The sequence below is a fragment of the Janthinobacterium sp. SUN176 genome, from assembly GCF_030587335.1.
Classification (GTDB): Bacteria; Pseudomonadota; Gammaproteobacteria; order Burkholderiales; family Burkholderiaceae_D; genus Janthinobacterium; species Janthinobacterium kumbetense.
In genome coordinates this window covers 895,975-921,314 of the sequence record NZ_JAPWIA010000001.1, presented here as the reverse complement: position 1 = coordinate 921,314, position 25,340 = coordinate 895,975, and the positions used below count along the sequence as shown (strand labels likewise).

Sequence of the window (25,340 nt, the reverse complement as noted above, 5' to 3'; positions counted from 1 at the left end):
TCTCGTCCTTCACTAAAGGAAGTCAACATGAGTTTCGACATCGCCCTGTCCGGTATCCAGTCCATCAACCAACAGTTGAACAGCACCAGTAACAATATCGCCAATGCCGGCACCTACGGTTTCAAGAGCAGCCGCGCCAACTTTTCGGCCATGTACGCCGGTTCGCGCGCCACGGGCACGGAAGTGGGCTCGATCACGCAAAGCATGTCGCTCAATGGCGGCGTGCTGAACACGGGCCGCGCGCTCGACGCGGCCATCGATGGCCGCGGCTACTTCGTCACGCGCGATGCGCAAAACACCATGACCTACAGCCGCGTCGGCATCTTTTCGGCCAGCAATGAAGGCAAGCTGATCGATTCGAACGGCCGCCTGGTGCAGGGTTATGCCGCCGTCAAGGGCAGCACCACCCTGGGCACCATGGGCGACATGAACATTCCGACGGGCCAGATTCCCGCCGTGGCGTCGACCAAGCTGGCGTATGCCGCCAACATGTCGTCCGAATGGACCATCAAGACCCCGGCTTTCGACAAGACCAATGAATTGAGCTACAACAGCGCCAAGTCCTCGATCGTCTACGATTCGCTGGGCGCCAAGCACTCGGTGGGCCAGTACTTCGTCAAGACGGCAACGGGCGTGGACGTGCACTACACCCTCGACAACGCCGATCTGGGGACGGTGACGAGCATGACCTTCAATACCTCCGGCAAGCTGAACCTGACCGCGCCGGTCAACCTGGCGCTGGGCACGCCGACAGGCGCCGCGCCGCTGTCGATCGCCATCGACTACACGGGCACCACCCAGTTCGCCGGCGAAGCGACCACCTCGACCGACCGTGCCGACGGCTATGCCTCGGGCACCTACACGGGCGTGGAACTGGCCGATGACGGCTCCGTCGTGGCGAAATACACGAACGGCCAGAAGCAAAGCATCGGCGTGATCGCCCTGGCCACCTTCCCCGACGAAGGCGCATTGACGGCCGTCAACGATACCAGCTGGGTCGCCTCGACCACGTCCGGCACCGCCATGTATGACCGTCCGGGCGTCGGCATGGCCGGCAAACTGACGACGAGCTCGCTGGAACAGTCGAACGTCGACATCACCTCCGAACTGGTGGGCCTGATGACGTCGCAGCGTAACTACCAGGCGAACTCGAAGGTCATCTCGACCGAGAACGCCATGCTGCAATCGCTGATGCAAGCGCTGTAATCCACGATACGCAAAGGTAAAGAGCAATGGATGCGCTGATTTATACCGCCATGAGCGGGGCCGACCGTGCCCTGCGGGCACAGCAGGTACACGCCAACAACCTGGCCAACATCGAGACGGGCGGCTTTCGCGCCAACCTGGAAGTGTCCACTGCCCAGCCGTTGCAAAACGGCTATGGCTACGACGACCGCCACATGACGCAGACGCAGTCGAGCGCCGTCGGCACGCGCACGGGCGCCATCAAGGAAACGGGACGCGAACTCGACGTGGCCGTCACGGGCCCCGGCTTTCTTGCGGTGCAGTGGCAAAACGGCGAAGCCTACACGCGCGCCGGCGCCATGGATCTCGATGAAACGGGCGCGCTGACCATCAATGGCCGGCCCGTGCTGGGCGAAGGCGGCCCGATCACGATTCCCGAGCACACCAGCCTGTCGATCGGCAGCGATGGCACGATTTCCATCCAGGTGCCGGGCACCGCGCAAATGCAGACGGTCGACAAGCTCAAGCTGGTCAACGCCGAAGCGGGCGAGCTGACCAAGAACGAGGCGGGCCTGATCGTGGCGCGCAGCGGCGAAGACTTGCAGGCCGATCCGGCGGTACGCATCCGCGACCGCCACCTGGAAGGCAGCAACGTCTCGGCCGTCGAGGAAATGGTCGCCACCATGAGCCTGAACCGCAGTTTCGAGATGCAGATGAAAGTATTCAAGGCCAGCGATTCCATGACGGAATCGGGCAACCGCCTGCTGGGCGCTTGAGCCCCACGCCAATCAATTACTAGGAGCAACACATGAATCCAGCAATGTGGATCAGCAAGACCGGCGTGCAGGCACAAGATGCCAAACTGCAAGCCATCGCGAATAACCTGGCCAACGTCAACACCGTCGGTTTCAAGCGCGACCGCGTCGTCTTCGAAGACCTGTTTTACCAGGTCGAGCAGCAGCCGGGCACGCAGCGCGCCGACAACACCCTCTCGCCTTCGGGCGTACAGCTGGGTAACGGCACGCACATGGTCGGCACGCAAAAGGTGTTTACCACCGGCAGCCTGCAAACGACGAGCCGCGAATTCGACGTCGCCATCACCGGCAACGGCTTCCTGCAAGTGCTGCGCCCGAACGGCGAAGCGGCCTACACGCGCGCCGGCCAGCTGGGCATCAATGAAAACGGCGTGATGGTCAACGCCCAGGGCTTGCCCCTGGTGCCGCAGATCACCGTGCCGAACAACGCCACGGCCATCACCATCGGCGAAAACGGCATGGTCACGGCCACCGTGCCGGGCAATGTCAACGGCACCCAGCTGGGCCAGCTGAACCTCTCCAGCTTCGTCAACCCGACGGGCCTCCTGGCACTCGGTGAAAACCTGTTCCAGGAAACGGCATCGAGCGGCACGCCGACGGAAGGCCGTCCCGGCGAAGGCGCCCTGGGCAAGCTGAAGCAGTTCGCGCTGGAAGGCTCGAACGTGCAGGTGGTCGAAGAGATGGTCGACATGATCGCTGCCCAGCGCACCTATGAAATGAACACCAAGGTGCTGTCGGCCGCCGACAATATGCTGCAATACCTGGCGCAAGCGGCACGCTGATGACAGTCGCCATGAAAGCCACGGCAGCCATGCTGCTGGTATTGATGGCCGGTTGCGCCAGCCAGCCGGCCGCGCCGGTGGCACCGAGCTTTTCCGATACGCCGCTGCCCGTGGCGCCGCGCAGCGCTGCGCGCGGCGGCGTGGCCGGCGGCGTGTTCAATCCCGACGCAAGCCTGGACCTGATCTCGGACAGCCGCGCCTTCCGCGTCGGCGACGTCGTCACGGTGGCGCTGCAGGAAACCACGCAGGCCAGCAAGAAGGCGGGCACCTCGTTCAACAAGGGCTCGTCCGTCGGCGTGAAGGCGGCCAATATCCTCGGCAAGACCCTCCCCAAGACGGGCGTCGACCTGTCGGCCGACCGCAACTTCGCCGGCGACTCGACCAGCACGCAGCAAAATGCGCTGTCCGGCGCCATCACCGTGATCGTGCAGGAAGTCCTGCCGAACGGCTTGCTGCGCGTACAGGGCGAGAAAACCCTGACCCTGAACCAGGGCGAGGAATTCGTGCGCCTGCGCGGCTACCTGCGCGCGGCCGACATCGATTCCAGCAACCAGGTCTCGTCCTTGCGCATCGCCAATGCACAGATCGCCTATTCCGGCCAGGGCACCCTGGCCGAAGCCAATACACCAGGCTGGCTGACGCGTTTCTTCGTCGGCCCATGGATGCCGTTTTAAGGTGACCTCATGAAATTTCGTTCCGCCCTGCCCCTGGCAGCCATGCTGGCCGCGCTCTCCGGCTTTGCCCTGCCCGCCAGCGCCGCGCAAGTGCTGCGCAACCTGGTCAGTATCGAGGGCGTGCGCGACAACCCGCTGGTCGGCTACGGCCTCGTCGTGGGCCTGAACGGCAGCGGCGACACCACCCAGGTGAAGTTTTCCAGCCAGTCCGTGGTCAACATGCTCAAGCAGTTCGGCGTGAAGATGCCGGACGGCGCCGATGCGAAAAGCAAGAACGTCGCCACCGTCATGGTCAGCGCCGTGTTTCCACCAGGATACCGCCGTGGCCAGGCCATCGACGTCACCGTCTCGTCCCTGGGCGATGCGAAAAGCTTGCGCGGCGGCACCCTGCTGCTGACGCAATTGCGCGCAGCCGACAATGAAACGTATGCGCTGGCGCAAGGCAACGTCGTCGTCGGCGGCCTGAACGCCACCGGCAAGAGCGGCTCGTCCGTCACCGTCAACACGCCTACCTCGGGCCGCATTCCCAACGGCGCCAACATCGAGCGCGAGATCCTCAGCGATTTCTCGACCAAGCCAACCGTCACCCTGAACTTGCGCCACCCGCATTTCGAGACGGCCATCAATATCGTCGAAGCCGTCAACCGCCGCTTTGGCGCCGTCGCCACCACGCGCGACGCCACCAGCGTGGAAGTGCTGGCGCCGGAAAACCCGACCCAGCGCGTGGCCTTCATGGCCAAGCTGGAAGCCTTGAGCGTCGACGTCGGCGTCGATACGCCGAAAGTGGTCTTCAATTCGCGCACGGGCACCGTCGTCATCGCCGAAGGCTTGCGCGTGAAGGCGGCCGCCGTCACGCACGGCTCGCTCAAGGTCGTCATTTCCGAAAGCTCGGCCGTCAGCCAGCCGGCGCCGTTCGGCCGCGGCCAGACCACCGTCACGCCGCAATCGAAGGTGTCCGTCGACCAGGGCAACGGCAATATGTTCAAATGGCCGGCCGGCGCCAAGCTGCAATCGATCATCGACGTGGTCAACAGCCTGGGCGCCTCGCCCGATGACATCATGGCAATTTTACAAGCCCTCGACCAGGCTGGCGCCATCGAAGGCGAACTGGTGGTCATATGATCAATATCAACGACAGCAGCAGCGCCCTGCCCTCGGCGCTCGACGACCGCTCCCCTGCGGCCGCCACGCCGGCCGACCCGCGCTATGCGGCCAAGGCCACCGAGGCGGCCGTCAAGTTCGAAGCGTTCTTCATCTCGCACATGCTGCGCCAGATGCGTTCGGGCACGCGCGAGATGGCGGGCGAAGACAGCGTCTTCAAGGACCCCATCAACAGCGACATGCTGGAAATGGCCGACAACCTGGTGGCCGACAAGATGGCTGGCCAGCGCGCCTTCGGCATCGCCGACGCCATCCTGCGCCAGCTGCTGCCGGCGGCCGGCGCCCCCGTGGCCGCCAAAAGCACTGTCAATACCGACAATATTGCGGCACCGCTTAATAAATCCGTCTGAAGCGTCGCCTGTACAAGGTAACAACGATTCAATGCTTGCCCACCCGCACGCGCCACACTCTTCACGAAAGAAACTTGCCCAATGAGCATCATCAGCAATGCATTGTCAGGCAGCATCGCCGCCCAGGCCGCACTCAATGCGGCCAGCCAGAACATCGCCAACCTGCAAACGGCGGGCTACACGCGCCAGGGTGTGTTGCTGTCATCGCTGGGCGCCACCGCCGGCGTACGCTCGGCCGGCAATGGCGTGGAAGTGTCCGCCTTGCTGCGCTTTGCCGATGCATATAAAAGCCAGCAAATGTGGCGCGCCGCGTCCGACCAGGGCGCCCGTTCGCAGACCCAGCCTTACCTGACCCAGCTCGAGCGCGTGATGGGCGACGATGCTTCCAGCATCAGCAACGGCATCGACGGCTTTTTCGCCGCCCTCAACGCCTCGGCCGTCGACCCGACCTCGACGCCGCTGCGCCAGCAGATCATCACCTCCGCCGACTCCATGGCGCAGCGCTTCAACAGCATCAGCACCGTGATGGGCAACCAATTGCTGTCGTTGCAACAGCAACGCGCAGCGATCGTGCCGCAAGCCAATACCACCCTGGCCAATATCGCCGCGCTGAACCAGCGCATCAGCACCGCCACGGCCTCGGGCACGAACGTGTCCTCGCTGATGGATGCGCGCGACCAGCTGATCGACGGCCTGGCCTCGCAAATGGGCATCGACGTCCTCGACCAGCCGGACGGCTCGCGCAATATCGCGCTGAAGTCGGGCCAGCCGCTGGTCATCGGCAGCCTGGCCGGCACCTTGACCAGCAGCATGACGAACACGGGCGACCAGGTCCTGAGCCTCGATTTCGCCAAGTCGTCGTACAACCTCGATCTGGTCGCCATCGGCGGCCAGATGGGTGGCCTGGGCGAATTCGAGAAAAATACCCTGAAACCGCTGCAGCAATCGCTGCAAGACATGGCCACCCAGCTGACCAGCAAGGTCAACGCGCAACTGGCCCTGGGCAAGACCATGGCTGGCACATCCGGCGGTCCCCTGCTGGCCTACGCGAATGGCAAGCTGAGCATTACCCCCGGCTTCAACGCCAAGGACCTGGCCCTGTCGTTGACAGGCGCGGCCGGCGACAGCGGCAATTTGCAGGAATTGATCAATATCAAGAATCAACCGATCAGCGTCAGCTGGGTGGGTTCGGTCCTGATGAGCGATGCGGACACGCAGCTCGTCGGCAAGCTGGCCATCTACAGCCAGCAGAACCAGGCCCTGCTGAAGACTTCCAACACGGTGCGCGCGCAAGCCATCGACGACTGGAAGTCCACCAGCGGCGTGAACAAGGATGAGGAAGCGATGAATCTCGTCGAATTCCAGAATATGTACCAGGCAAACATGAAAGTCATTTCCGTGGCGAATACCTTGTTTGATGCCACTTTGCAAATGATGGGTTAAGGAGAAGATCATGCGTGTCGCCAGCAGCCAGTACCAATCACTGATTAATATTTCTCTTCAGCAAAATCAAGAGCGCATCAATTACCTGACCCAGCAGATGGCCTCGGGCTTGCGCATCCAGCTGCCATCGGACGATCCGATCGGCAACGTGCGCATTTCGCGCCTGACGCGCGAGCAAGCCATGGTCACGCAATACCAGGACAATATCGCCACGGTGAAAGTGCGCCTGCTGAAAAACGAAAATTATCTGACCAGCATGGTCACCGACATGGGCCAGGCGCGCGACCTGCTGGTGTGGGCCGCCGACGGCGGCAATGCGCCGGATGACCTGAATGCGATGACGCAATCGCTGATCGCCATGCGCGACAGCGTGCTGTACACGGCCAACCTGAAGGACCAGGAAGGCCGCTACATGTTTTCCGGCACGGATACCGACAAGCCGGCCATCGCGTTCAATCCCGCTGCAGCCCCCGGTTCGCGCTACACGTACAACGGCAACACCGCCACGCAGACCGTGGTGGTGGGCAATGGCGTGACGCAGGCGGCCAACGTCGACGTGGACAAGCTGGAAGTGTGGCTGAACAAGATCGACCAGGCCATCGATACGCTGGGCAAGCCTGGCGTCAGCCCGAACGACCCGGCCGTACGCAGCGTGGTGGGCGCGGCGCTCGATGGCACCGATGACGGCATGGATTTACTCTCTGGCAAGATCGCCATCTTTGGCGGCGCGCAAAACATCCTGACCACGCTCTCCGGCAACCTGGCCAACGTCTCGCTGTCGAACGACATGGCCTTGTCCGACTTGAAGAAGACCGACATGGGCGCGGCCGCCATCGAGCTGAACGGCTACCAGACGGCCCTGCAGGCAACATACAAGGCGTACGCCAAGGTTGGCACCCTTTCCCTGTTTGATCTTCTCTGACCATCATGCAAATCGTTCAGACTTCCTCCTCGTCCGGCGTCAATGCCAAAGGCGCCGGCACAGCCCGCGTCGTCGATGACGCGTCCGCCGCGGTCAAAAGCGGCGCCAGCGCGCGCAGCGAGGCGCCGGCGGCGAGGAGTTCGACGGCGAGCCTGCAGCGTGGCCTGAGCAACTGGGATCACCAGCTGCAGGGAGAAATTTCTAACGCGCAACAAACCCTCGACTACCTGGACCGCAGCAGCAGCCAGTTGCAAGCGCTGAAGAGCGAACTGGCGGCCAAGCTGGCCGCGCGCCAGGGCCGCGAAGGACAAGTCGAGGCCAGGGTACGCCAGTTCAGCAATACCTGGCGCCAGCGCGCCAGCGCCTCGGGCGGCACGCTCGACGCGCAGCTCAGCTATACGAGCCCGCAGGCGGCGCAGCAAAACTTCAGCATCCGCGGCCTGACCATGGCCAGCCTGCAGGAAGGCCCGCAGGAAGTGCTGGCCTTTTCCGTCGGCGGCGCGAACCAGGCCTTGCGCTCGGTCAACATCGAACCTGGCTTGAGCCAGAGCGAAATCGTTTCCCGCTTCGACCGCGCACTGATGCCGTCCGGCATCGGCGTCAAGCTGGGCGAGAACGGCGAACTGGTGTTCAGCACCTCGGAAGCGGCCTGGGCCAACGTGCGCGACAGCCTGTCCGTGCGCGGCAGCGGCATCCGCTACCCGACCGGCCAGATGAGCCGCGTGCGCACGGATGCGGAACCGGCCGCCATCGCCCCGGAAGAATGGAATACCGGCGACACGGAAGCCCTGCGCGCCACCTTGCAGCAAGTGGTGCAGGCGCTGGCGCAGTTGCAGGCGGCGCGCAGCTCCGTCAGCCTGGCCCTGGCGCAAGCCACGGGACGGGTGGCCCGCGCGCAACCGGTACAAGTGCACGTCAGCATGGATACCTTGGCGGAAAACTTCATGGAAAAGGCCCGCCAGCCCGGCTATGAATCGCTGCTGGCGATCAGCTCCGCGCTGGTCGGCATCAGCCGCGAACGCGTCGTCGCGCTGCTGGGCCTGGATTAGAAGCGCCGGCCCGCGGCCAGCATTGCACTCAGCTGCTCCACAGGCACCGCGCCTGAAAATACATAACCCTGCGCATAATCGCAACCGGCGGCCCGCAGCAACTCACGCTGCGCGGCCGTTTCCACGCCTTCCGCCACCACTTTCAGGCCCAGCCCCTGCGCCAGGCTGATGATGGCCGCGCAGACGGCCAGCGCCGCGCCTCCCGCCCCCAGTTCCCGTACCAGCGAAGGGTCGAGCTTGAGTACCTCGAGATCGCCCCGCTTCAGGCAAGCCAGCGAAGTGTTGCCGGCGCCAAAGTCGTCGAGCGCCAGCGCCAGGCCCATGGCGCGGAACTGGCGCAGACGGTCGGCCACCGGGCGCGCCTCGTCGAGCAGCACGGCTTCCGGTGCCTCGATGACAATGGCGCCCGGCGCCAGGCCCGCCCGCGCCAGCGCGTTGCCCCAGTCCTGGTAGAGCGCGGCATCGCAGCGAAATTCCACGGCCGACTTGTTGATACAGATCTGAAACACGGCGCCATGCGCCGCTTGCCACTGCCGCGCCTGGCTTACGACCTGGCGGAAGACCCACTCGCCGATATCGATGATCAGGCCGTTGGCCTCGGCGAAGGCGATGAAATCGGCGGGCAGCAGCAAGCCGCGCAGCGGATGGCGCCAGCGCAGCAGCGCCTCGGCCCGCTCGATGCTGCCATCGCACAGGCGGATGATGGGCTGGTAATGCACTTCGAACTGGTCCTGCGCCAGCGCCAGGCGCATCTCGCGCACCGTCGCGCGGCGCAGGTCGGCCGCCTGCTGCAAGGCCGGCGTGAAATAGCTGTAGCCGTTGCGCCCCGCGCTCTTGGCTGCATACATGGCCTGGTCGGCATGCCGCAGCAAGCTGTCCGTCGCCTCCGCGTCGGCCGGGTACAGCGCCACGCCCACGCTGGCCGACACGTGCGCCGTGTCGCCGTCGAGCACGAAAGGCAGGGCCAGCGCCGTCGTCAGCTCCTGCAGCACGCGCTCGATGCCGCCCAGCTGCCGCACACCGGCCAGGATGACGGCGAACTCGTCGCCGCCCAGGCGCGCGACCGTATCGCTGGCGCGCACGCGCTCGCAGATGCGCAGCGCCGCCTGGCGCAGCAGCATGTCGCCCTTCTCCTGGCCCAGGCGGTCATTCACCAGCTTGAAATGGTCGAGGTCGATGAACAGCAAGGCCAGGCAACCGCCTTCGCGGCTGGCGTGGCGCACCTCGTGCTGCAAGCGGTCGAGCAACAGGTGGCGGTTCGGCAAGCCCGTCAAGGGGTCGAAATTGGCTTGCCGCCAGAGCCGCTCGGACGCCGTGCGCTGCAGCGTGATATCGCTGACCAGCGCCAGCGCGCCCAGGTAGGCGCCGCCGGAGTCGAAGATGGGATTGGTGGCCAGGGTGGCCCACAAGGTGCTGCCGTCACGCCGCAGGAACTTGAATTCGTGGCGCTCGACGATGCCATCCTGGCGCCGCGCAATGTTACGCTCCAGGATGGCGCGCCCCTCGTCATCCATGAAGGCGGCCAGCGGCTGGCCCAGCATATCCTCGATCTGGCAACCGAGCATCTGCGCCATCTTCGGATTGACAAAGCTGGTCAGCGCCTGCGCATCGATTTCCCAGATGCCCTCCTCGGCGCTGTGCACGATGCGCCGGAAACGCTCTTCGCTGCGTTCCAGCGCGGCCAGCTTGCCTTCGGCCTGCTCCAGCACCAGGCGCAGCGCCTGGCCGTTCGGATCGGCGCTGCCCAGCAGGCTGACGGGCAAGCCGGCCTCGCGCGCGCCGGGACGCCGCCGCACCTGCAGCTGGATGCGCTCGGGCTCGCTGCTATTGAGCACGCGCTGCACGAATTGCTCGAAATCGTGGCGGAACGCCTCGTGCACATACGAACGGAACAGCACGTGGCCAAGGCGCTCGCGCACCAGGCCGAACAATTCGGCCGCCACCAGGTTGACTTGCACGATCACGCCATCGAGACCGAGCACGAAATAGGCGACGGGCGCCAGCAGGTATAAATCGTTGAAATAGGCTTGCTCGCGCTCGGCCTTCACCCGTTCCGGACTGAAGACGCCATCGTCAAGCAAGGGAGTGGCCGGCCACGGCACGGGGTCCTGGCCATGCAGGGAGGAATCAGGAGCTGAGACCGCATGCGGTGTATTGTCCATGGCTATCCTTTGCACCACCGCCCAGGCGATCAGGCGGATGCTGTCCCGAGACTAGCATGCGCAAGGCTCAGTGTCGAGCGATGCATGGCGGCAGCCGGCCCGGCGGCCGCCAGGACGGCTAGGCGCGCGGCGACGCTGGGCGCGAGCGGGCGTGCGTGAGCGCGTGCATGCCTGTACGCAAGGCAAGCAGGCAGGCATCGCCGAATAGCGCCGCGCCGCCGTTGATGCGCCGGCGCAATATCCGTGCCGCCATCCGGTAGCGGCCGGAGCGGTACAGCTGCTTGATCAGCCCGCGCGCGGTTGGCGCATGCATTATGGCATCGTCGCACTTGCGCAGGTAATCGGTCAGTTCCGTGTCGTCCAGCACTTCGCCAAAGTTGAAAAAACCATGGAAACCGAACGTGGGGCCGGCCGGCATGATGCCTTCGAAGGCAAAGCTGGAAGCCAGGCCCGCATCGGCGAACCGCACGCCGAACTCCTCGCGCAGCCGGTCGCCATGCAATTCGCAGATCGCATAGTCCTCAGGATGGGGTTGCGTAATGGCCAGCTGCGGCAAGATGTCATACAGGCGCCGCGAACGCAGCGAGAAGCCGCCATTGCCGACGGCCACCGGGCGATGCGACCACGGTGCGCCGATATAATCGCAGTCGAGGAAAGCGCTCTGCCATTGACGCGCATCAACGATGAAACTGTCCCACTGCATGACGAGCGCATGCGTGCCGCTGAAATGGGCGCCCAGCTCATGCACCATGAATGCCGAATACGCTTCCACGCTCTCGATGGGGGCGATCAGCACCTGGCGTATATGCGGGGGCAAGTCATGCAGGCGGGAAGTGAACAGCAGGCATTCCTTGAAATCGGCGCCGGCCAGGCAGCGCTCGATGGCAAAACTGGCCAGCTCGGGATAACGCGTTTCCACGCACACCAGGCTGATGTCGCGGAGGTCCAGCTTGTCTTTATGCATTACAGGCTTTTCATCGAATGTAGGCGGAAGGCATGCCAGGCGCGGGCATGGCATATTTTGCAACGCCCGCATGATACAGCGCAAACGGGAGCGGGACAAGAGGCATGGATCATGGGGCATGGCCGCCCGGCCCCGGCGGCGCGCGAGCGGCTCAGCGGCCCATGCCGCGCCGGCGCAAGCCGAAATCATGCCCCACCACCAGCAAGGTGCTGGCCACCAGGCTCGATAGCCCCACGATCAGCTGGATCAACTTATCGTCAGGCAAGATCCACAGCGCCCCATCCGGCGTCTCGCAACCCGTGGCTGCGCTGATCAGGGGAGAGACCCAGGCCGCGTCCGGCGTCACGTCGAGCACGACGGCGCCGTCGGCGCTCGTCTGCATATAGATATCGCCCCCTTCGGCCAGGGTAAAGCAGATGCCCACGCCCGTTTCCGTGGCGCGGATATTGTCCTGCATGCTGCGGTTATGTTCTTCGATCCACACTTCCACGTCGTACGGCGTTTCCAGGTGCTCCCACGGACGGGGGCGAAAACGGGGACGTTCGTCCGCGCCGGCGGGGGTATCGGCGGGGGTATCGGGGATGTTGCTGTCTGCTGCGCCTTGCATGCTCGTTGACCTTTTCTGCGGTGATGCGGCGGGACCGGTTGCCTGCCAGCCGCCATTATCCACCGTTCGCGGCACGCGCGGTATTTCCACAGCGAATCCATCAGAAAAACTGACAGCTATCGACTTCAAACATCAGCACACCTGACTTAAAATACGCACCATCTCTTCTTTACAGGCTTTACATGCAAGGCATCAAACGCAAAATCGTCTACGTCACCGCCTTTGAAATCATCGGCATGGCCATTTCCACGGCCTGGCTGACCCTGCTTTCGGGCGAGTCGCCCACCAGCACGGGGCCGCTGGCGATCATGATCACCACCATCGCCGTGATCTGGAATCTGCTCTACAACACGGCCTTCGAATACTGGGAAATCCGCCAGGTGTCGCGCACGCGCACCGTCTGGCGCCGCATCCTGCACGCGATCGGCTTCCAGATCACCCTGGTCATCTACCTGATCCCGCTGATCGCTTGGTGGCTCGATATCAGCCTGTGGCAAGCGTTCGTGCTGGACTTCGCGCTGATGCTGATCATCCCGTGCTACAGCTTCATTTTCAATTACTTCTTCGACGGCCTGTTCGGCGTGCCCCTGTCGGCGCAGCAGCCGAAGGAAGAAGCCACTGACGTTCAGGCTGCTTCGCTGAGCAACTGAAGAAAGGACCGCGCCGCCATGCCCAGCGGCCGGTCCTTCATCCACACCAGGTGGATGGGCACGACCAGGCCATTGCCCGTATTCTTGAACGCCACGCAACGCACCCGCCCCGCCGCCAGAGAATGCTGGATGGCCGAGGCGGCAAAGTTGCCCCATCCCAAGCCCGCTTCCACCATGGCCAGCGCCATCGGCAAGCTGTCCGTGCGCCAATAGGACAGCCCCACCACGGGGCGCGCATCGGCCAGGTCGAGTTCGCGGCTGGCGACGATGATCTGGCGCAAATTCACCAATTCCTCGATATACAAGGGCTGGCCCGCCGCGCTGGGCGGATGCTGCGTGGAAATAATCGCCAGCAAGGCATCGCTGCCCACCAGCTGGAACTGTTCTTCGTGATTGATGCGCCCGCCTGCGAAAGCCATGCAGGCGCTGATGCGGCCCCGGTGCAGCATGTCGAGCACATCGTCCTGCGGCGCCGTCAGCACTTCGATGTCGAGCAGCGGATGGCGCTGCGACAGCGCGCGCACGGCGGCCAGGAAAGGCGTATGGTCAAGCTCCGCCGCGATGCCCAGCGAAATGCGGCTTTCCAGTCCCTGCGACAATTCCTGCACGTGCAGGTGCAACTGTTTCAACTGCTCGGCGATGAGGCGCGCGTGGGGAAGCAGGGCCAGCGCGGCCGGCGTGGGCACGGCTTCGCGCGCGCCCCGGTCGAACAGGGTGATGCCCAGTTCCGCCTCGATATTGGCCATCGCCATGCTGACGGCCGACGGCGCCCGCCGCAAGGCGCGCGCGGCGGCCGAGAACGAGCCGCCGTCGACGACGGCCAGGAACAGTTCGATGTTATGGCTGGAGAGTTTCATGGGAAGCTGGAAACGGGCGGCGCTTTTCCGCCGCTGGCGATAGAATGAAAGAAATGTCAACAGCAGGAGGAGCCATGACTCGTCCACTTCCCTACCGCCGCGGCGGCTATGTCTCGGAATTCACGCGCTTCATCGACGCCTATCTGCGCGAGCATCCCGAGGCGCAAACGAGCCAGCGCTTGGGCTGGCGCATTTACTGGGAACGCCCCGTGAATTTCGACGCATGGCGGCGCGCCGGCAACGACAGCGTGCCGGAACCGCCGTATCACTATGACTAGCGTGACTAGCGCTCAGTGCTAACGCTTAACCCTTCCAGGTGCGCTGCAGGCCCGTATCCGCATGGATCCAGCCGCCACGGGGGCCGGAGCGGTAATAGAAGCCCACGCCGCCCTGCTTGAAGCTGCGCACGAGCGAACCGAGCACTTCCGCGTTCAAATTCGCCACGCGGATGTCGGCGGCGCGGCCCGAGATGTGCAGCGACTGGCGCGCGGCCGGCACGCCCGCTTCGCGCAGGCGGCTGTTCGACTCGGCCGTGCGGTAGCCCGACAAGATTTCCAGCGGCTGCTCGATGCCGTAGCGGGCCACGAACGCCTGCGTGCCCCACAGGGTTTCCAGCAGTTTCGGGTCGATGGGCGCCGTCTTCTTGCCGTTCACGTCGCGCAGCAAGTGGCACAGTTCCTGGTAGGCGGAATCGATGACTTCGCCATCTTTCCAGTACAGCAACCTGGCTTTTTCATTGCTGGCCGGACGCACCACTTCCAGGGTGCGGGGCTTGAGCCAGAATTCCAGGTCCAGCGCCTGCGCGTCGAAGATGTCGGGAGGCGGTTCCATCTCGGTGATGGCCGCGCGCTGCTGCGAGGTGATCGAGCGGTCGATGCTGGCCAGTTGCGTCGGCTGGGGCGGTACGCCCGTACGCGGCGCGCGCGGCTTGGCGCTGGCCGAAGCGGAGGCGGGAGCGGCCGTGCGCGAGGCGCAGCCGATGAGAGGAGTGGCAACCAGGCCCAACGCGGCCAGGCCCATACCGTGGTGTAGAAAATTTCTGCGCGATGCCATAGTCAGTCCAATATAACGATGGGAATACTATAGCGTATTGTGCTGCGAAGAAAAACCCTCATTTTCTATCGTCTCTGCCTGTTTCTCACGTATTTTCCGCTGAGCTGGCTTAAGCGGGAAACCGCTCACGCGGCGGCGCCGGCGGCCGCGTCCTGCTTTGCCTGCGCCAGCGCCGTCAATGGCTTGTCGAGCAGATAACCCTGGGCCACGATGGGCAAGCCCGTGATGGCGGCGATGCGCTGCAGCGCAGCCAGCGCGGCCGGCGTGTCGAGGCGCTTGAAGACGACGCGGATTTTCGCTGCATGGCACAGGGTGACGAAGCTGGCGACGGCCTGCTCGTCGCTGAGGTTGCCCGCATCGAGCTTGAACGCATGCGGGTGCAAGCGCTCCAGCATGCCCGTGGCTTCATGCACGCTGGCCACGTTGATGGCCAGGCGGAAACCGTTACGGCGATAATTGTCGGCCACATAGTTGAGCAGCCAACCCTGGTTCGGCGTGACCGTCGGCAATTGCAGCACGATGCGCTCGATGGGCAAGCCCAGCGCGTCGAGGATGCGCTGGAAGGCGTGGCCGTGATTGCTGCTGACGGCGCTCAACAGGCGGTCATGCACGTTCAGGTACAGGTCGGCCTGCTCCGCTTCCGCCTGCCGGAAAAAATTAATGGCGTGCAACATGCGGCACAGCCGGTCCAGTTCCACGGATTCATCGTCGCTGGCCGCATGGTCGAGCAAACGCCACAGCGACAAGCCCTCGTCCGCCTTCGACACGCTGCGCGCCAGGCCCTCGAACGCCACCAGCTTGCCGCTTTCGAGTTCGCGCAGCGGCTGGAAGGCGCTGGTCATGGTGCAATTGAAAAAGCGCCCCAGCGCCCTGCCCTCCCCGTCGAGCCAGACGCTGGTGCCGGCCTGGGTTTGGTGCGACAAACGGGCCAGGTAGTTTTTCAGGACGGGAAATGGCATACGTGCTCCTTCATCGGGCTGCGCCAGCTGCCCTGATGGGGAAGGCGGCGCCAAAGTGTGCAGAGTAAGGCAGCGCCAACCAAAGGAGAACGAATGGTTTCGCCATTTGATATGCGCCCAGCATATATGACCGTAACAGCGGACAGCGCATAACGATAGTCGGAAACATTCGTTCCAGCGGCCTGTCCCGGCCTTTACTGTGGGCGTGTACCGATACCATCAGGAAGGGCCGCCATGTGCCAGTTACTCGCAATGAACAGCAGCAAGCCAGCGGCGCTGGGATTTTCCTTTGCCGGCTTTGCCGAACGGGGCGGACGCACGGACGAGCACCGCGACGGCTGGGGCATCGCCTATCATTCCAGTAGCGGCTGCACCTTGCTGACGGATCACCTGGCAGCCATCGATTCGCCGCTGGCGGCCCGGGTGCAGCAGCATCCCGTGAAAGCGAAAAACATCGTCGCGCACATCCGCAAGGCCACGCAAGGCCGCATCGCGCCGGAAAACACGCACCCGTTCGCCCGCGAACTGTGGGGCAAGACCTGGTCGTTCGCCCACAACGGCGACTTGAAAACCTGGCGCGCACCCGCCAATGTGCACTACCACGCCAGCGGCGACACGGACAGCGAACAGGCGTTTTGCCACTTGCTGGCCCGCTTGCGCACGCAGTTTCCCCTGGGCGAACCCGCGCGCGCCCACTTGCGCGCCGCCATCGCCGAGGTCGCCAAGGAGATCGCCGCGCACGGCACCTTCAATTTCATCCTGTCGGACGGCGAGTTGCTATTTGCCCACTGTTCCACGCATTTGCACTACGTGATACGCGAATACCCGTTTTCCGTGGCGCAACTGATCGACTGCGAGCGCAGCATCGACTTTCGCCAGCATAATCACCTGGACGACCGCATCGCCGTCATCGCCACGCATCCATTGACGCAAAACGAGGATTGGCTGGCTTTCGCCCCCGGCGAACTGAAACTGTTTGCCGGCGGCACCTTGCTGCCGGCAAACGATAGCGCGCAACAAGGCGTGTATATCCAGATCAGTTACTGAAGGGAAATATTCAAAGAGAGGAAATGGCCCGCCGCCGGATGGGCGGGCTGAGGTGCAAGACCGGCGTCAGGCCGAATTGCAGTTGCAAAAGCGCTTGCGCTTGGGGTCGCCGCTGGCGATGCCTGCGGGGTCAATCTGTTTCCAGCAAAAAATCGTTTCCACGCCATACGGCGAGCGGACATTGCCCGCCTCGACATACCCCTGCTTGACGAAAAAGGCCTGGCTGCTGGCCGTGCTGTGCAGTTGCAAAGCCTTGATGCCCCACTCGCGCGCCTGCGCTTCCAGCTGCTCCACCAGCGCCTTGCCGGCGCCGCGGCCTTGCGCCTCGGGCAGCAGGTAGCACAGGGCCAGCTTGCCGGCGCGCGTCAGCAAGCCGACGCCGACGACGGCGCCAGCTTCGACTGCGACCAGCGAAAAATTGGTGGGCGACGCGAACCAGCACGCCACCATCTGCGGTGTTTTATTACCCAGCCAGGCTTCCAGGATGGCCGGATCGTCCCGATGATCGAGGCTGCAGCATTCGACGATGGAGCGTCGTAATACGTTGCACGCCTCGAAAGCGTCGGTCGATGTTGCAATACGAATTTCAAGACTCATGTACGCTCACAAAATATTCCAGTTGCCGATGCAGGCGGTTTTACCCCTGTATCGTGCGATTCGACTATACACCAAGCGGCGCTTTCGGGTTTTTTGCCGCACGCCACGGACCGGTTTTGCCTATGGCGCCATGCGTGCAGACTAAGTGCTGATGCGCATCTTGCCCACGAATGTTTCCAGAAATCGATATATGTTTTTTAGCGCAAACGGGAATCAAGTCTAAGCATATTACGAAAAATTCGTTTCTTTTCCGGCCGGAATTTTAGACTATGTCTATCTATTCTCACAACAAGAGTTCAACATGACCCATTCCAACGCCGTATCGACTGCCGCAGCAACGCTCACCCAACGCTCGCGCCGCTGGTTCCTGGCCAGCGCCCTGGCCGCTTCCGCTGCCGCCATGAGCCTGCCGATGGCCGCCAGCGCCGCCGAACCGGTGGTCTTGCTGAACGCGTCCTACGACGTGATGCGCGAACTGTTCAAGGACGTGAATCCCGCATTTATTGCAGATTGGAAAGCCAAAACGGGCGAAACCATCACCATCAAGCAATCGCACGGCGGCTCCAGCAAACAGGCGCGCTCCGTCGCCGATGGCCTGGAAGCATCCGTCGTGACCATGAACCAGGCCAATGACATCGACATTCTCGTCGACCGCGGCCTGGTGGTGGCCGACTGGGCAAAGAAATTCCCGAACAATGCGGCGCCGTTCTACTCGACCATGGTGTACCTGGTGCGCAAAGGCAACCCGAAACACATCAAGGATTGGGACGACCTGGCCAAGCCCGGCATCAAGGTCATCGTGCCGAACCCGAAAACCTCGGGCAATGGCCGCTACACCTATTTGGCGGCGTGGGGCTATGCCGTGAAAAAAGGCGGCAGCGAAGCGCAGGCGCGCGAGCTCGTTACCAAACTGTTCAAGAACGTGCCCGTGCTCGACGGCGGCGGCCGCGGCGCCACCACCACCTTCACGCAGCGTGAAATCGGCGACGTGCTGGTGACGTTTGAAAACGAAGTGCAATTGGTGCGCGCCGAATTCGGCGACAACTTCGAAGTCGTGTATCCAAGCATCTCCATCCTGGCCGAGTCGCCGGTGGCCGTGGTCGACAAGGTCGTCGACCGTCGCGGCATCCGCAAGGAAGCCACGGCCTACCTGCAATACCTGTACTCGGAACCGGGCCAGGAACTGGTCGCCAAGCACTATCTGCGCCCCCGTTCGGCGGCAGTGGCGAAGAAATACGCGGCCAGCTTCAAGCCGATCACCCTGTTCACCATCGATGACGTCTTTGGCGGCTGGAAACAAGCGCAAAAGAAACATTTTGACGATGGCGGCGAGTTCGACAAGATTTATCAGAAGTAAGCTTGCGCCACATCAATAAAAAAACCGGGACGAGTCCCGGTTTTTTTATTGCCGCCGCCGCGTCACTGCTTTTTCAGCAGCAGCTTGAATTGCGGCAGCCAGCGCCCGTCCACCAGCATCTCGCTGGCCGCCTCGTAGGCATCGCCCGACGGCGTCCAGCGCACGCGGTACGTCAGCGCCTTGCCGCCGGCGCCCACGTATTGCGTGGCAGGAAAATCGAGGCCGCCGTCCGCCGGCAGCATCGTGCCGCGGCTGTAGCCGCCGCTGTTTTCCACATACAGAAAGGCCACCTTGCCTTCGGCGGCGTCGTGGTAATACGTGGTTTCGCCCACGTAATCGGGCTTGCCGGGGCTGCGCACCGTGTGCACGTCGCGCAGCATCCGACCGCCATACAACCACTGGAAACAGTGCTCATCCGTCTGCTTACCACCAGGAAACTCTCCCTTCCAGCAATGCCCGGCCAGGAAAGCCATCGGTTGCAGGGCAGCGACCGGTTGCGCCAGCGCGGCCGAGGTGGACAACAGCAGGAACGACAGCAAGCATGGACGCATGGCAAACCTCCGCGTGGATAGACAGACGAGTATAGGCGAATAATATGCTTGCGGCGGCATCCGCGCACCATTTCCGCATATCGATATGCGCATCGATTCGTGGTCAAAAGCGCGCGCGCGCCGTACTCTGGCCATGTCGCGCCGCACGGCGTATTACGGGTACAAAGGAAATATCATGGCTATCTCGGAAGTGAATGTACGCAACCAGTTTCGCGGCAAGATCAAGGAAATCATCTTTGGCCCCGTGGTGTCGGAAGTGGACGTGGAAACGCCGCACGGCATCGTCACGTCGGTGATCACCTCGCGCTCAATCAAGGACCTGGACCTGAAAGTGGGCAGCGAAGTCATCGCGCTGGTGAAATCGACGGAAGTGTCGATCGCCAAGATCCAGTAAGCATCGCCTGTCCATGCGCCGCGCCCTTGCCATCTGGCAACGGCGCGTGCGTCAGGGCTTGATATACACGTAGCCTTCCTGCGCCTGCAGGCGGCTCAGTTCGGCCACGCCCGACGGCACGATGACGGCTTCGGGCAGCACGCGCTGGCGGTCGATATTGCGTCCTTGCAAGGTGTTATTGCAGACGCGAAAGCTCACGCCCCGCTTGACCAGCTCGCGCACCGCCACGTCATACGGAGTGCCCTGCTTGTCGATGGCGCCGTCGAGCAGGAAGTCGATGCCGGGGCCGTGGGCGACCAGCACGATGGTCGCCTGCGGGCTGGCATCGAGGTGGTTGCGGATATTCCTCAGCGCAGCCGTGGCATTGCTGGCGTCATTGACGTGATACACGACCTTTTCCTCCTTCTGCGCCCCGTGGGCGGCAGTACAGGAGAGCAAGGAAAGAAGGATGGCGGCGAACCAGCGGCGTAGAATTGTCATGAAAAGTCCATATGGTGGCAGATTAAAAACATTGCCATCATATCAATCCCTGAACAAATAGGTAAACGTGCGGCTGACGGGCAGCTTTTCCGCGCTGCCGCGCAGCAACACCTGCATGCGCTCGGCGTCGATGCGCTCGGCCGCCTCGATGGCTTTCACGTTGACCATGGTGCCGCGGTGGATTTGCCAGAACTGTGCGGGATCCAGCCCGCCCAGCAAATCCTTCAGCGGCGTGCGCACCAGCGCTTCCGAGCCGGCCAGCACCACGCGCGTGTATTTGGTGTCGGCCTGGAAGAACAGCACGTCGTCGATGTCGATCAGGCGGATCTGCTTGCCCACGCTGGCCTTGATCCATTTCAGTTTTTCGCGCGGCGGCGCCGGCAGCGCGGCGCGCAGCGACTGCAGCAGATGGGCCATGTCGGCCGGCTGGGCGCCCAGCTTGTCGCGCAGGCGGGCCAGCGCCCGCTGCAGCCGCTCGGCCTGCACGGGTTTCAACAGATAATCGACGGCGCCCGCGTCGAAGGCGTCGACGGCATACTGGTCATACGCGGTGACAAATACCACGTGCGCCCGCGTGCCGATACGCTCGGCCACTTCCAGGCCCGACAGGCCCGGCATGCGGATGTCGAGGAAGACCACGTCCGGCTCATGCTCGAGGAAACCGTCCCAGGCATCGTTGCCGTTTTCCGCCACCAGCACGATGCGCGCCTCGGGCCAGGCCAGCGCCAGCATCGTTTGCAGGCGTTCGCACATCAGGGGTTCGTCTTCGGCGATCAGGATGGTGGCATTCATGCGGCGGTTTCCTTCAAATCCATCGGCAACACGATTTCGGCGAGCACGCCCGCTTCCTCGCCATTTTGCACGTGCACGCAGGCAGCGGCCGCGGCCAGCTGCAGCCGGCGGCGCACATTTTCCAGGCCCAGGCCGCCTCCAGGCGCACTCGCGGCGCCCAGGCCCACGCCGCTATCCTGCACGCGCAAGCGCATGGCGCCATCCCCGTCCAGCACGGCCGAGACGACGATCTCGCCGCCCCGCAGCGAGGGCTCGATGCCGTGCTTGATGGCGTTTTCCACCAGGGTCAGCAAGATCATGCTGGGCACTTGTATCTGCGCCAGGCCGGGCGGCAAGTCGAGGCGGAAAGACAGGCGCGCGCCCATGCGTACCTGCATCACTTGCAGATAGGCTTGCACCACGTCGAATTCCGTTTGCAGGGGCACCTGGTCGGCGCGCATCTCGGCCAGGCTGGCGCGCAGGAAAGCGATCAGGTTGGCCGTCAGCGCGGCCGCCTGCGCCGCCCCTTGGGCGCCCTGCTCGGCCAGCTGCTGCACGGCGCCCAGGGTATTGAACAGGAAATGCGGTTCGATCTGCGCGCGCAGCAGGCGCAGCTGCGATTCGCTCAGTTCGCGCGCCAGCCGGTCACGCTCGGCATCCTGCTGCAATTGCAGGGCCAGCGCCTCGTACTGGCGGTTGCGCCAGAGCACGACGATAGTCATCGGCACCATATACACCAGCCCGGCCGTCAGCGCGGCCCAGCCGCCCACGCGCGCGCCCCGCTCGAGCGCCACGCCGATGGAAGCATGGCCTTCCAGCATGGCGCGCAGCACGCCGATCGCCACACCGGCCAGGGCCGGCACCAGCAGCAGCAACAGTACCTTGAGCTTGCGCTGCGCCAGCTTGCGGTAATTGAACCAGACCCCCAGCACGCCCCAGGCCATCGCCAGGCCCAGGACATTGCTGAACACCACAGCCTTGGCCCAGCCGACCTTGTCGGGCAGCAGCAAATGCAGCACGACGCCGATGCAGCTGAACAACAGCATCAGCCTGGCCGCCGCCAGGTAAAAGCCGGTGCCCCGGTACTTGAGCATGAAGGCGTGGAATTGCTGGCGCTCGATCGGCGTCAGGGTGATGAGCCGCAACGCCACCCAGCGCCGCCAGCCAGGCGGCAACTGGGCCGCCGTGTCCGGATGCGCAAGCACCCTGAGGGTTTCATCGTCGTAACAGCGATACCATCCGGCAAATTTTTCCCACATGCTGCGTTCTCCTTGTCGTGTCAATCAGGCATGAACGCAGTCTACGGCGCCCCTGTTGCAGGGCATAGCGTGGGGCGACGAAGCACGAAGCGGCAGGCATCAACGACGAAGCGCGCGGCGCCTGCCGGACCATGGCTGCCAATATTGCTGAAATAATACGAAGTTTCCAAGACGAAATCAATAATCGCGCAACAATTTTCACTACGGCAAGAATAGCCCCGTTTATTTGCCAAATTGGCCGCTACACAGCCTGTGGCGCCCTTATCCCGTAGACATCGCTTGATCTTTAATGGTATTGTTTAAGCTTGGCAAATATTGCCTCCGAGATACACGCCGCGTCCCTGCGCGGCCCGCTTCCGGATTTGCGCGCAGCGCCCACGATGGCGCCCCAAAACTGCTTTCCCACATACAATCCCATGCTCAAAAAAATGTTCGCCGCGGTGCTGATGACGCTTTCGACAGCGGCCATCGCCGTGCCCTTCGGTTCCCAGTCGATCCTGGTGGTCGAAGACGGCACAGGCAAAGTCTTGCTTGAAAAAAATTCCAACGTGGTGGTGCCCATCGCCTCGCTGACCAAACTCATGACGGCCATGGTCGTGCTCGACTCCAAGGCGAATATGCAGGAAGAAATCAGCATCGACCGCGAGGATGTCGATACCCTCAAGCACAGCACCTCGCGCGTGCCCGTGGGCGCCACGCTGAGCCGCCACGACGTGCTGCAACTGGCGCTGATGTCGTCCGACAACCGCGCCGCCGCCTCGCTGGCGCGCACCTTCCCCGGTGGCCCGACGGCGTTTGCCGTGGCCGTCAACGCCAAGATCAAGGCCCTGGGCATGCGCCAGACCGTGATCGAGGAACCGACGGGCTTGTCGCCGAACAACCAGTCGACGGCGGCGGACCTCGTCAAGATGGCCGTGGCCGCCTCGCATTACCCGGAAATCAGCCGCATCACCACCGATTCGAAGGACGTGATCCAGATCAAGGGCCGCGACGTGGAATACCACAACACGAACCGCCTGGTGGGCGCCAAGGGCTGGGATATCGGCCTGTCGAAGACGGGCTACACGAATGAAGCGGGCCGCTGCCTGATCATGCGCATCAAGTCGGCCGGCAAGTTCGCCACCATGATTTTGCTCAACGCGCGCGCCAATTCCGTGCGCGCCATGGACGCCGTCAACATCCGCCGCATGCTGGCGGCCGAGAACGGCATCGAAGAACCGAAAGTGATGCGCGCTTCCGTCAGCCGGCACAAGAAGGCGCCGGCGAAGCCTGGTAAACGCCGCCGCGCAAAATAGTTATTTCGCTTGCCGGTTGGTCATCACCACACCGGCAATCGTCACCGCCCCGCCCACCAGCATCGAGGCGAGCACGGGCTCGCCCAGCAACCCCGCCGCCAGCACGATGCCGAACACGGGCACGAGGTTGTTGAACACGGCCGTGCGCGACGGTCCCAGCGCTTTCACGCCTTCGTAATACCAGACAAAGCCGATCACCGTGCCGAACACGCCCAGGTAGCCGATGGCGGCCCACACTTGCCAGCCGAAGCTGTGCCATGGCACGGTCGGGAATTCCACGGCCGCCCCCACCAGCAAAAAGGCCAGGCCCCACATCGACGCATACGTGGTGGCGGCAATCGGCGACAAGCCCTTCAGCGCGACCCGGCCGATCAGGGTGTAGGCGGCCCAGCTGGAAATACCGCAAAACATGAACACTTCGCCCATGCCGATGCCGCCGCCCGTGCCGTGCAGCACGCCGGCCAGATCGCCGCGCGTGATGACGATGGCCGTGCCGCAAAACGCCAGCATGATGCCCAGCCACTTGAAGGAACCGAGCCGTTCGCGGAACAGCATGGCCGAGGCCAGCGCCGTGACGATGGGATTCAGGGCCACGAACAGGGCCGTGCGTCCCGCCGGCATGCGCGACAGGGCCGCCAGGAAGCACAGGTTGTACAGGAAGATGCCCGTCAGGCCCAGGGCCGCCGTCGTTGCCAGCTGCTTGCGGTCCAGGCGCGGCAAGCCCCCTTCCAGTTTCCACGCCAGCACGACGAGCAGCAGCACGGCCACGCCGAAGCGGCCGCTGGCGGCCGTCATGGGCGGCATCTGCTGCGCCAGCACGCGCCCCGCGATAAAGGTGCCGCCCCAGAACAGGGCGACGAAGATCAGTTTGATGTAGACGAGCGGCGACTGCGCGGCGAGCAGCGGAGCCTGGGGTACGGCGGAAGAAGACATGGGATATCCTAGGGTGCATCCTGAAGGCCGCTTGTGTGGCGGGTGGTGTGCGTATATATTAATACTAATATCAACTCATGAAATAATGAGTAAATACTCATAACCCAACAAAACCACACCATGACCTTCACGCAACTGGAAATTTTTACCCTGGTGGCCGAACTGCACGGCTTTTCCGCCGCCGCCGCGCAGCTGGGCATCAGCCAGTCGGCCGTCTCGCATGCATTAAAAGCGCTGGAAAAGGAGATGGGCGTGGACCTCATCGTGCGCCACCAGGCCTCGGCCGAGCTGACGGACGTGGGCCGCCAGCTGCTCGTGCGCGCGCGCGAAATCCTCGGCCTGTCGGAAGCCATGCGCCAGGAAGCAGCCGACGTGCTGGGCCAGCGCCAGGGCAGCCTGCGCATCGGCTCCTTCGGCCCGACGTCTTCCTTGAATCTGCTGCCGGCCATCACGGCGCAATTTCGCCTGCGCTATCCGGGCATCGACCTGCGCATCGACGAGGGAGCAGACCATGAGGTGGTGCAGTGGATACGCGAACGCCGGGTCGATGTCGGCTTCGTCGTGCTGCCCGACGAGCGTTTCGATACGGCGCCGCTGGTGGAAGACCAGATGATGGCGCTGGTGCCGCGCAGCCATGCGCTGGCCAGCGAAACCGCCATCACCCTGGCGCAGCTGTGCGAAGGGCCGTTCATCATGTCGGAGGCGGGCTGCGCCTGCCTGATCGAGCCGCTGTTCGCCAACGCGGGCTTGCAGCCGCACGTGCCCTACCGCATCAGCCAGGTGATCACCATCCTCGACATGGTCAGCCGCGGCGACGGCCTGTCCATCGTCGCCGAACTGGCCCTGCCGCAGCGCCTGCGCGAGCAGTATCCGGAGCTGGCCGCCCTGCCGCTCAATCCGCCCGTCAGCCGCAAGGTGGGCCTGGCCGTGCGCGACCGGCGCCAGAACACGCCGGCCACCAACGCCTTTTTCGACGTGGCCAGGCAGATGGCGCCGACCCTGGCGCCCCGGCGGGTCTGAACA

28 protein-coding genes are annotated in these 25,340 nt (G+C 63.6%); 16 read left to right on the top strand and 12 right to left on the bottom strand.

All coding sequences use genetic code 11. The annotated features are described in order from the left end of the window. Window positions 1–27 precede the first annotated feature (27 nt). The 9 genes from O3299_RS04255 (at window position 28) to O3299_RS04215 (ending at window position 8,381) form a co-directional block, all read left to right on the top strand. On the top strand, window positions 28–1,206 hold the full coding sequence (locus O3299_RS04255; RefSeq protein WP_099664391.1) for a flagellar hook protein FlgE: 1,179 nt from the start codon (window positions 28–30) through the stop codon (window positions 1,204–1,206). Between the two features lie 26 nt (window positions 1,207–1,232). Then, window positions 1,233–1,961: a flagellar basal body rod protein FlgF gene (locus O3299_RS04250; RefSeq protein WP_099664392.1), complete on the top strand. Its 729-nt coding sequence runs from the start codon at window positions 1,233–1,235 to the stop codon at window positions 1,959–1,961. Window positions 1,962–1,993: 32 nt separating this feature from the next. Further along, window positions 1,994–2,782 carry a flagellar basal-body rod protein FlgG gene (gene flgG, locus O3299_RS04245; RefSeq protein ID WP_171985002.1) on the top strand — a complete coding sequence of 263 codons (789 nt, stop codon included), beginning with the start codon at window positions 1,994–1,996 and terminating at the stop codon, window positions 2,780–2,782. A gap of 11 nt (window positions 2,783–2,793) precedes the next feature. Beyond that, the gene (gene flgH, locus O3299_RS04240; RefSeq protein WP_180278556.1) at window positions 2,794–3,456 is read left to right on the top strand and encodes a flagellar basal body L-ring protein FlgH; all 663 of its coding nucleotides are present in this window, start codon (window positions 2,794–2,796) and stop codon (window positions 3,454–3,456) included. 9 nt (window positions 3,457–3,465) lie between these two features. Then, entirely contained in the window at window positions 3,466–4,578 is a 1,113-nt protein-coding gene (locus tag O3299_RS04235; protein ID WP_305061586.1) for a flagellar basal body P-ring protein FlgI, read from the top strand. Continuing rightward, window positions 4,575–4,967: a flagellar biosynthesis protein FlgJ gene (locus tag O3299_RS04230; RefSeq protein ID WP_369811596.1), complete on the top strand. Its 393-nt coding sequence runs from the start codon at window positions 4,575–4,577 to the stop codon at window positions 4,965–4,967. The genes O3299_RS04235 and O3299_RS04230 overlap by 4 nt, the downstream gene beginning before the upstream one ends. A gap of 81 nt (window positions 4,968–5,048) precedes the next feature. Next, the gene (flgK, locus tag O3299_RS04225) at window positions 5,049–6,410 is read left to right on the top strand and encodes a flagellar hook-associated protein FlgK (protein ID WP_099664394.1); all 1,362 of its coding nucleotides are present in this window, start codon (window positions 5,049–5,051) and stop codon (window positions 6,408–6,410) included. Window positions 6,411–6,420: 10 nt separating this feature from the next. Further along, a complete protein-coding gene (flgL, locus tag O3299_RS04220) occupies window positions 6,421–7,332 on the top strand; it encodes a flagellar hook-associated protein FlgL (protein ID WP_099664395.1) in 912 nt (303 codons plus the stop codon). 5 nt (window positions 7,333–7,337) lie between these two features. Beyond that, entirely contained in the window at window positions 7,338–8,381 is a 1,044-nt protein-coding gene (locus O3299_RS04215) for a hypothetical protein (RefSeq protein WP_251349175.1), read from the top strand. On the opposite strand, the gene O3299_RS04210 is transcribed toward O3299_RS04215, so the two are convergent. The 3 genes from O3299_RS04210 to O3299_RS04200 form a co-directional block, all read right to left on the bottom strand. Beyond that, on the bottom strand, window positions 8,378–10,543 hold the full coding sequence (locus O3299_RS04210; RefSeq protein ID WP_305061585.1) for a bifunctional diguanylate cyclase/phosphodiesterase: 2,166 nt from the start codon (window positions 10,541–10,543) through the stop codon (window positions 8,378–8,380). The genes O3299_RS04215 and O3299_RS04210 overlap by 4 nt on opposite strands. A gap of 118 nt (window positions 10,544–10,661) precedes the next feature. Continuing rightward, window positions 10,662–11,507 carry a DUF5672 family protein gene (locus tag O3299_RS04205; RefSeq protein WP_251349177.1) on the bottom strand — a complete coding sequence of 282 codons (846 nt, stop codon included), beginning with the start codon at window positions 11,505–11,507 and terminating at the stop codon, window positions 10,662–10,664. A gap of 151 nt (window positions 11,508–11,658) precedes the next feature. Then, window positions 11,659–12,114 carry a hypothetical protein gene (locus O3299_RS04200; RefSeq protein WP_289915618.1) on the bottom strand — a complete coding sequence of 152 codons (456 nt, stop codon included), beginning with the start codon at window positions 12,112–12,114 and terminating at the stop codon, window positions 11,659–11,661. Window positions 12,115–12,296: 182 nt separating this feature from the next. Here O3299_RS04200 and O3299_RS04195 point away from each other — a divergent pair, with 182 nt between their 5' ends. Then, window positions 12,297–12,764: a PACE efflux transporter gene (locus O3299_RS04195; RefSeq protein WP_099664399.1), complete on the top strand. Its 468-nt coding sequence runs from the start codon at window positions 12,297–12,299 to the stop codon at window positions 12,762–12,764. Here O3299_RS04195 and O3299_RS04190 read toward each other — a convergent pair. Then, a complete protein-coding gene (locus O3299_RS04190) occupies window positions 12,740–13,621 on the bottom strand; it encodes a LysR family transcriptional regulator (RefSeq protein ID WP_099664400.1) in 882 nt (293 codons plus the stop codon). The two genes, O3299_RS04195 and O3299_RS04190, sit on opposite strands and share 25 nt — an antisense overlap. Window positions 13,622–13,695: 74 nt before the next feature. Between O3299_RS04190 and O3299_RS04185 the strand changes: the two genes are divergently transcribed. Beyond that, window positions 13,696–13,899 carry a DUF3460 family protein gene (locus tag O3299_RS04185; RefSeq protein WP_305051615.1) on the top strand — a complete coding sequence of 68 codons (204 nt, stop codon included), beginning with the start codon at window positions 13,696–13,698 and terminating at the stop codon, window positions 13,897–13,899. A gap of 25 nt (window positions 13,900–13,924) precedes the next feature. Here O3299_RS04185 and O3299_RS04180 read toward each other — a convergent pair whose 3' ends face one another. Both O3299_RS04180 and O3299_RS04175 read right to left on the bottom strand, forming a co-directional pair. After that, the gene (locus tag O3299_RS04180) at window positions 13,925–14,674 is read right to left on the bottom strand and encodes a YcbK family protein (protein ID WP_369812161.1); all 750 of its coding nucleotides are present in this window, start codon (window positions 14,672–14,674) and stop codon (window positions 13,925–13,927) included. 125 nt (window positions 14,675–14,799) lie between these two features. Beyond that, a complete protein-coding gene (locus O3299_RS04175) occupies window positions 14,800–15,633 on the bottom strand; it encodes an EAL domain-containing protein (protein WP_305061584.1) in 834 nt (277 codons plus the stop codon). Window positions 15,634–15,867: 234 nt separating this feature from the next. Here O3299_RS04175 and O3299_RS04170 point away from each other — a divergent pair, with 234 nt between their 5' ends. Continuing rightward, complete coding sequence (locus O3299_RS04170) at window positions 15,868–16,680, top strand: class II glutamine amidotransferase (RefSeq protein ID WP_305061583.1); 813 nt, start codon at window positions 15,868–15,870, stop codon at window positions 16,678–16,680. Window positions 16,681–16,746: 66 nt separating this feature from the next. Here O3299_RS04170 and O3299_RS04165 read toward each other — a convergent pair whose 3' ends face one another. Further along, the gene (locus O3299_RS04165; protein WP_099402317.1) at window positions 16,747–17,277 is read right to left on the bottom strand and encodes a GNAT family N-acetyltransferase; all 531 of its coding nucleotides are present in this window, start codon (window positions 17,275–17,277) and stop codon (window positions 16,747–16,749) included. A gap of 301 nt (window positions 17,278–17,578) precedes the next feature. Here O3299_RS04165 and O3299_RS04160 point away from each other — a divergent pair, with 301 nt between their 5' ends. Next, on the top strand, window positions 17,579–18,634 hold the full coding sequence (locus O3299_RS04160) for a sulfate ABC transporter substrate-binding protein (protein WP_099664405.1): 1,056 nt from the start codon (window positions 17,579–17,581) through the stop codon (window positions 18,632–18,634). Window positions 18,635–18,696: 62 nt separating this feature from the next. Here O3299_RS04160 and O3299_RS04155 read toward each other — a convergent pair whose 3' ends face one another. Continuing rightward, entirely contained in the window at window positions 18,697–19,185 is a 489-nt protein-coding gene (locus tag O3299_RS04155) for a hypothetical protein (protein ID WP_305061582.1), read from the bottom strand. A 175-nt stretch (window positions 19,186–19,360) separates the two neighbouring features. On the opposite strand from O3299_RS04155, the gene O3299_RS04150 reads away from it, so the two are divergent. After that, the gene (locus O3299_RS04150) at window positions 19,361–19,579 is read left to right on the top strand and encodes a molybdopterin-binding protein (RefSeq protein ID WP_034757699.1); all 219 of its coding nucleotides are present in this window, start codon (window positions 19,361–19,363) and stop codon (window positions 19,577–19,579) included. 51 nt (window positions 19,580–19,630) lie between these two features. On the opposite strand, the gene O3299_RS04145 is transcribed toward O3299_RS04150, so the two are convergent. The 3 genes from O3299_RS04145 to O3299_RS04135 are packed head-to-tail and all read right to left on the bottom strand — an operon-like array spanning window position 19,631 to window position 22,089. Next, window positions 19,631–20,059, bottom strand: a complete 429-nt coding sequence (locus O3299_RS04145) for a DsrE family protein (RefSeq protein ID WP_305059971.1) — start codon at window positions 20,057–20,059, stop codon at window positions 19,631–19,633. Window positions 20,060–20,101: 42 nt separating this feature from the next. Beyond that, window positions 20,102–20,851: a LytTR family DNA-binding domain-containing protein gene (locus O3299_RS04140; RefSeq protein ID WP_305061581.1), complete on the bottom strand. Its 750-nt coding sequence runs from the start codon at window positions 20,849–20,851 to the stop codon at window positions 20,102–20,104. Next, on the bottom strand, window positions 20,848–22,089 hold the full coding sequence (locus tag O3299_RS04135) for a sensor histidine kinase (protein WP_305061580.1): 1,242 nt from the start codon (window positions 22,087–22,089) through the stop codon (window positions 20,848–20,850). Before O3299_RS04135 ends, O3299_RS04140 begins: the two co-directional genes overlap by 4 nt. 416 nt (window positions 22,090–22,505) lie before the next feature. On the opposite strand from O3299_RS04135, the gene O3299_RS04130 reads away from it, so the two are divergent. Continuing rightward, window positions 22,506–23,384 carry a serine hydrolase gene (locus O3299_RS04130; protein WP_099668125.1) on the top strand — a complete coding sequence of 293 codons (879 nt, stop codon included), beginning with the start codon at window positions 22,506–22,508 and terminating at the stop codon, window positions 23,382–23,384. On the opposite strand, the gene O3299_RS04125 is transcribed toward O3299_RS04130, so the two are convergent. Further along, window positions 23,385–24,317 carry a DMT family transporter gene (locus tag O3299_RS04125; RefSeq protein ID WP_099664410.1) on the bottom strand — a complete coding sequence of 311 codons (933 nt, stop codon included), beginning with the start codon at window positions 24,315–24,317 and terminating at the stop codon, window positions 23,385–23,387. A 120-nt stretch (window positions 24,318–24,437) separates the two neighbouring features. Between O3299_RS04125 and O3299_RS04120 the strand changes: the two genes are divergently transcribed. Next, window positions 24,438–25,337: a LysR family transcriptional regulator gene (locus O3299_RS04120; protein ID WP_305061579.1), complete on the top strand. Its 900-nt coding sequence runs from the start codon at window positions 24,438–24,440 to the stop codon at window positions 25,335–25,337. Window positions 25,338–25,340: the final 3 nt, after the last annotated feature.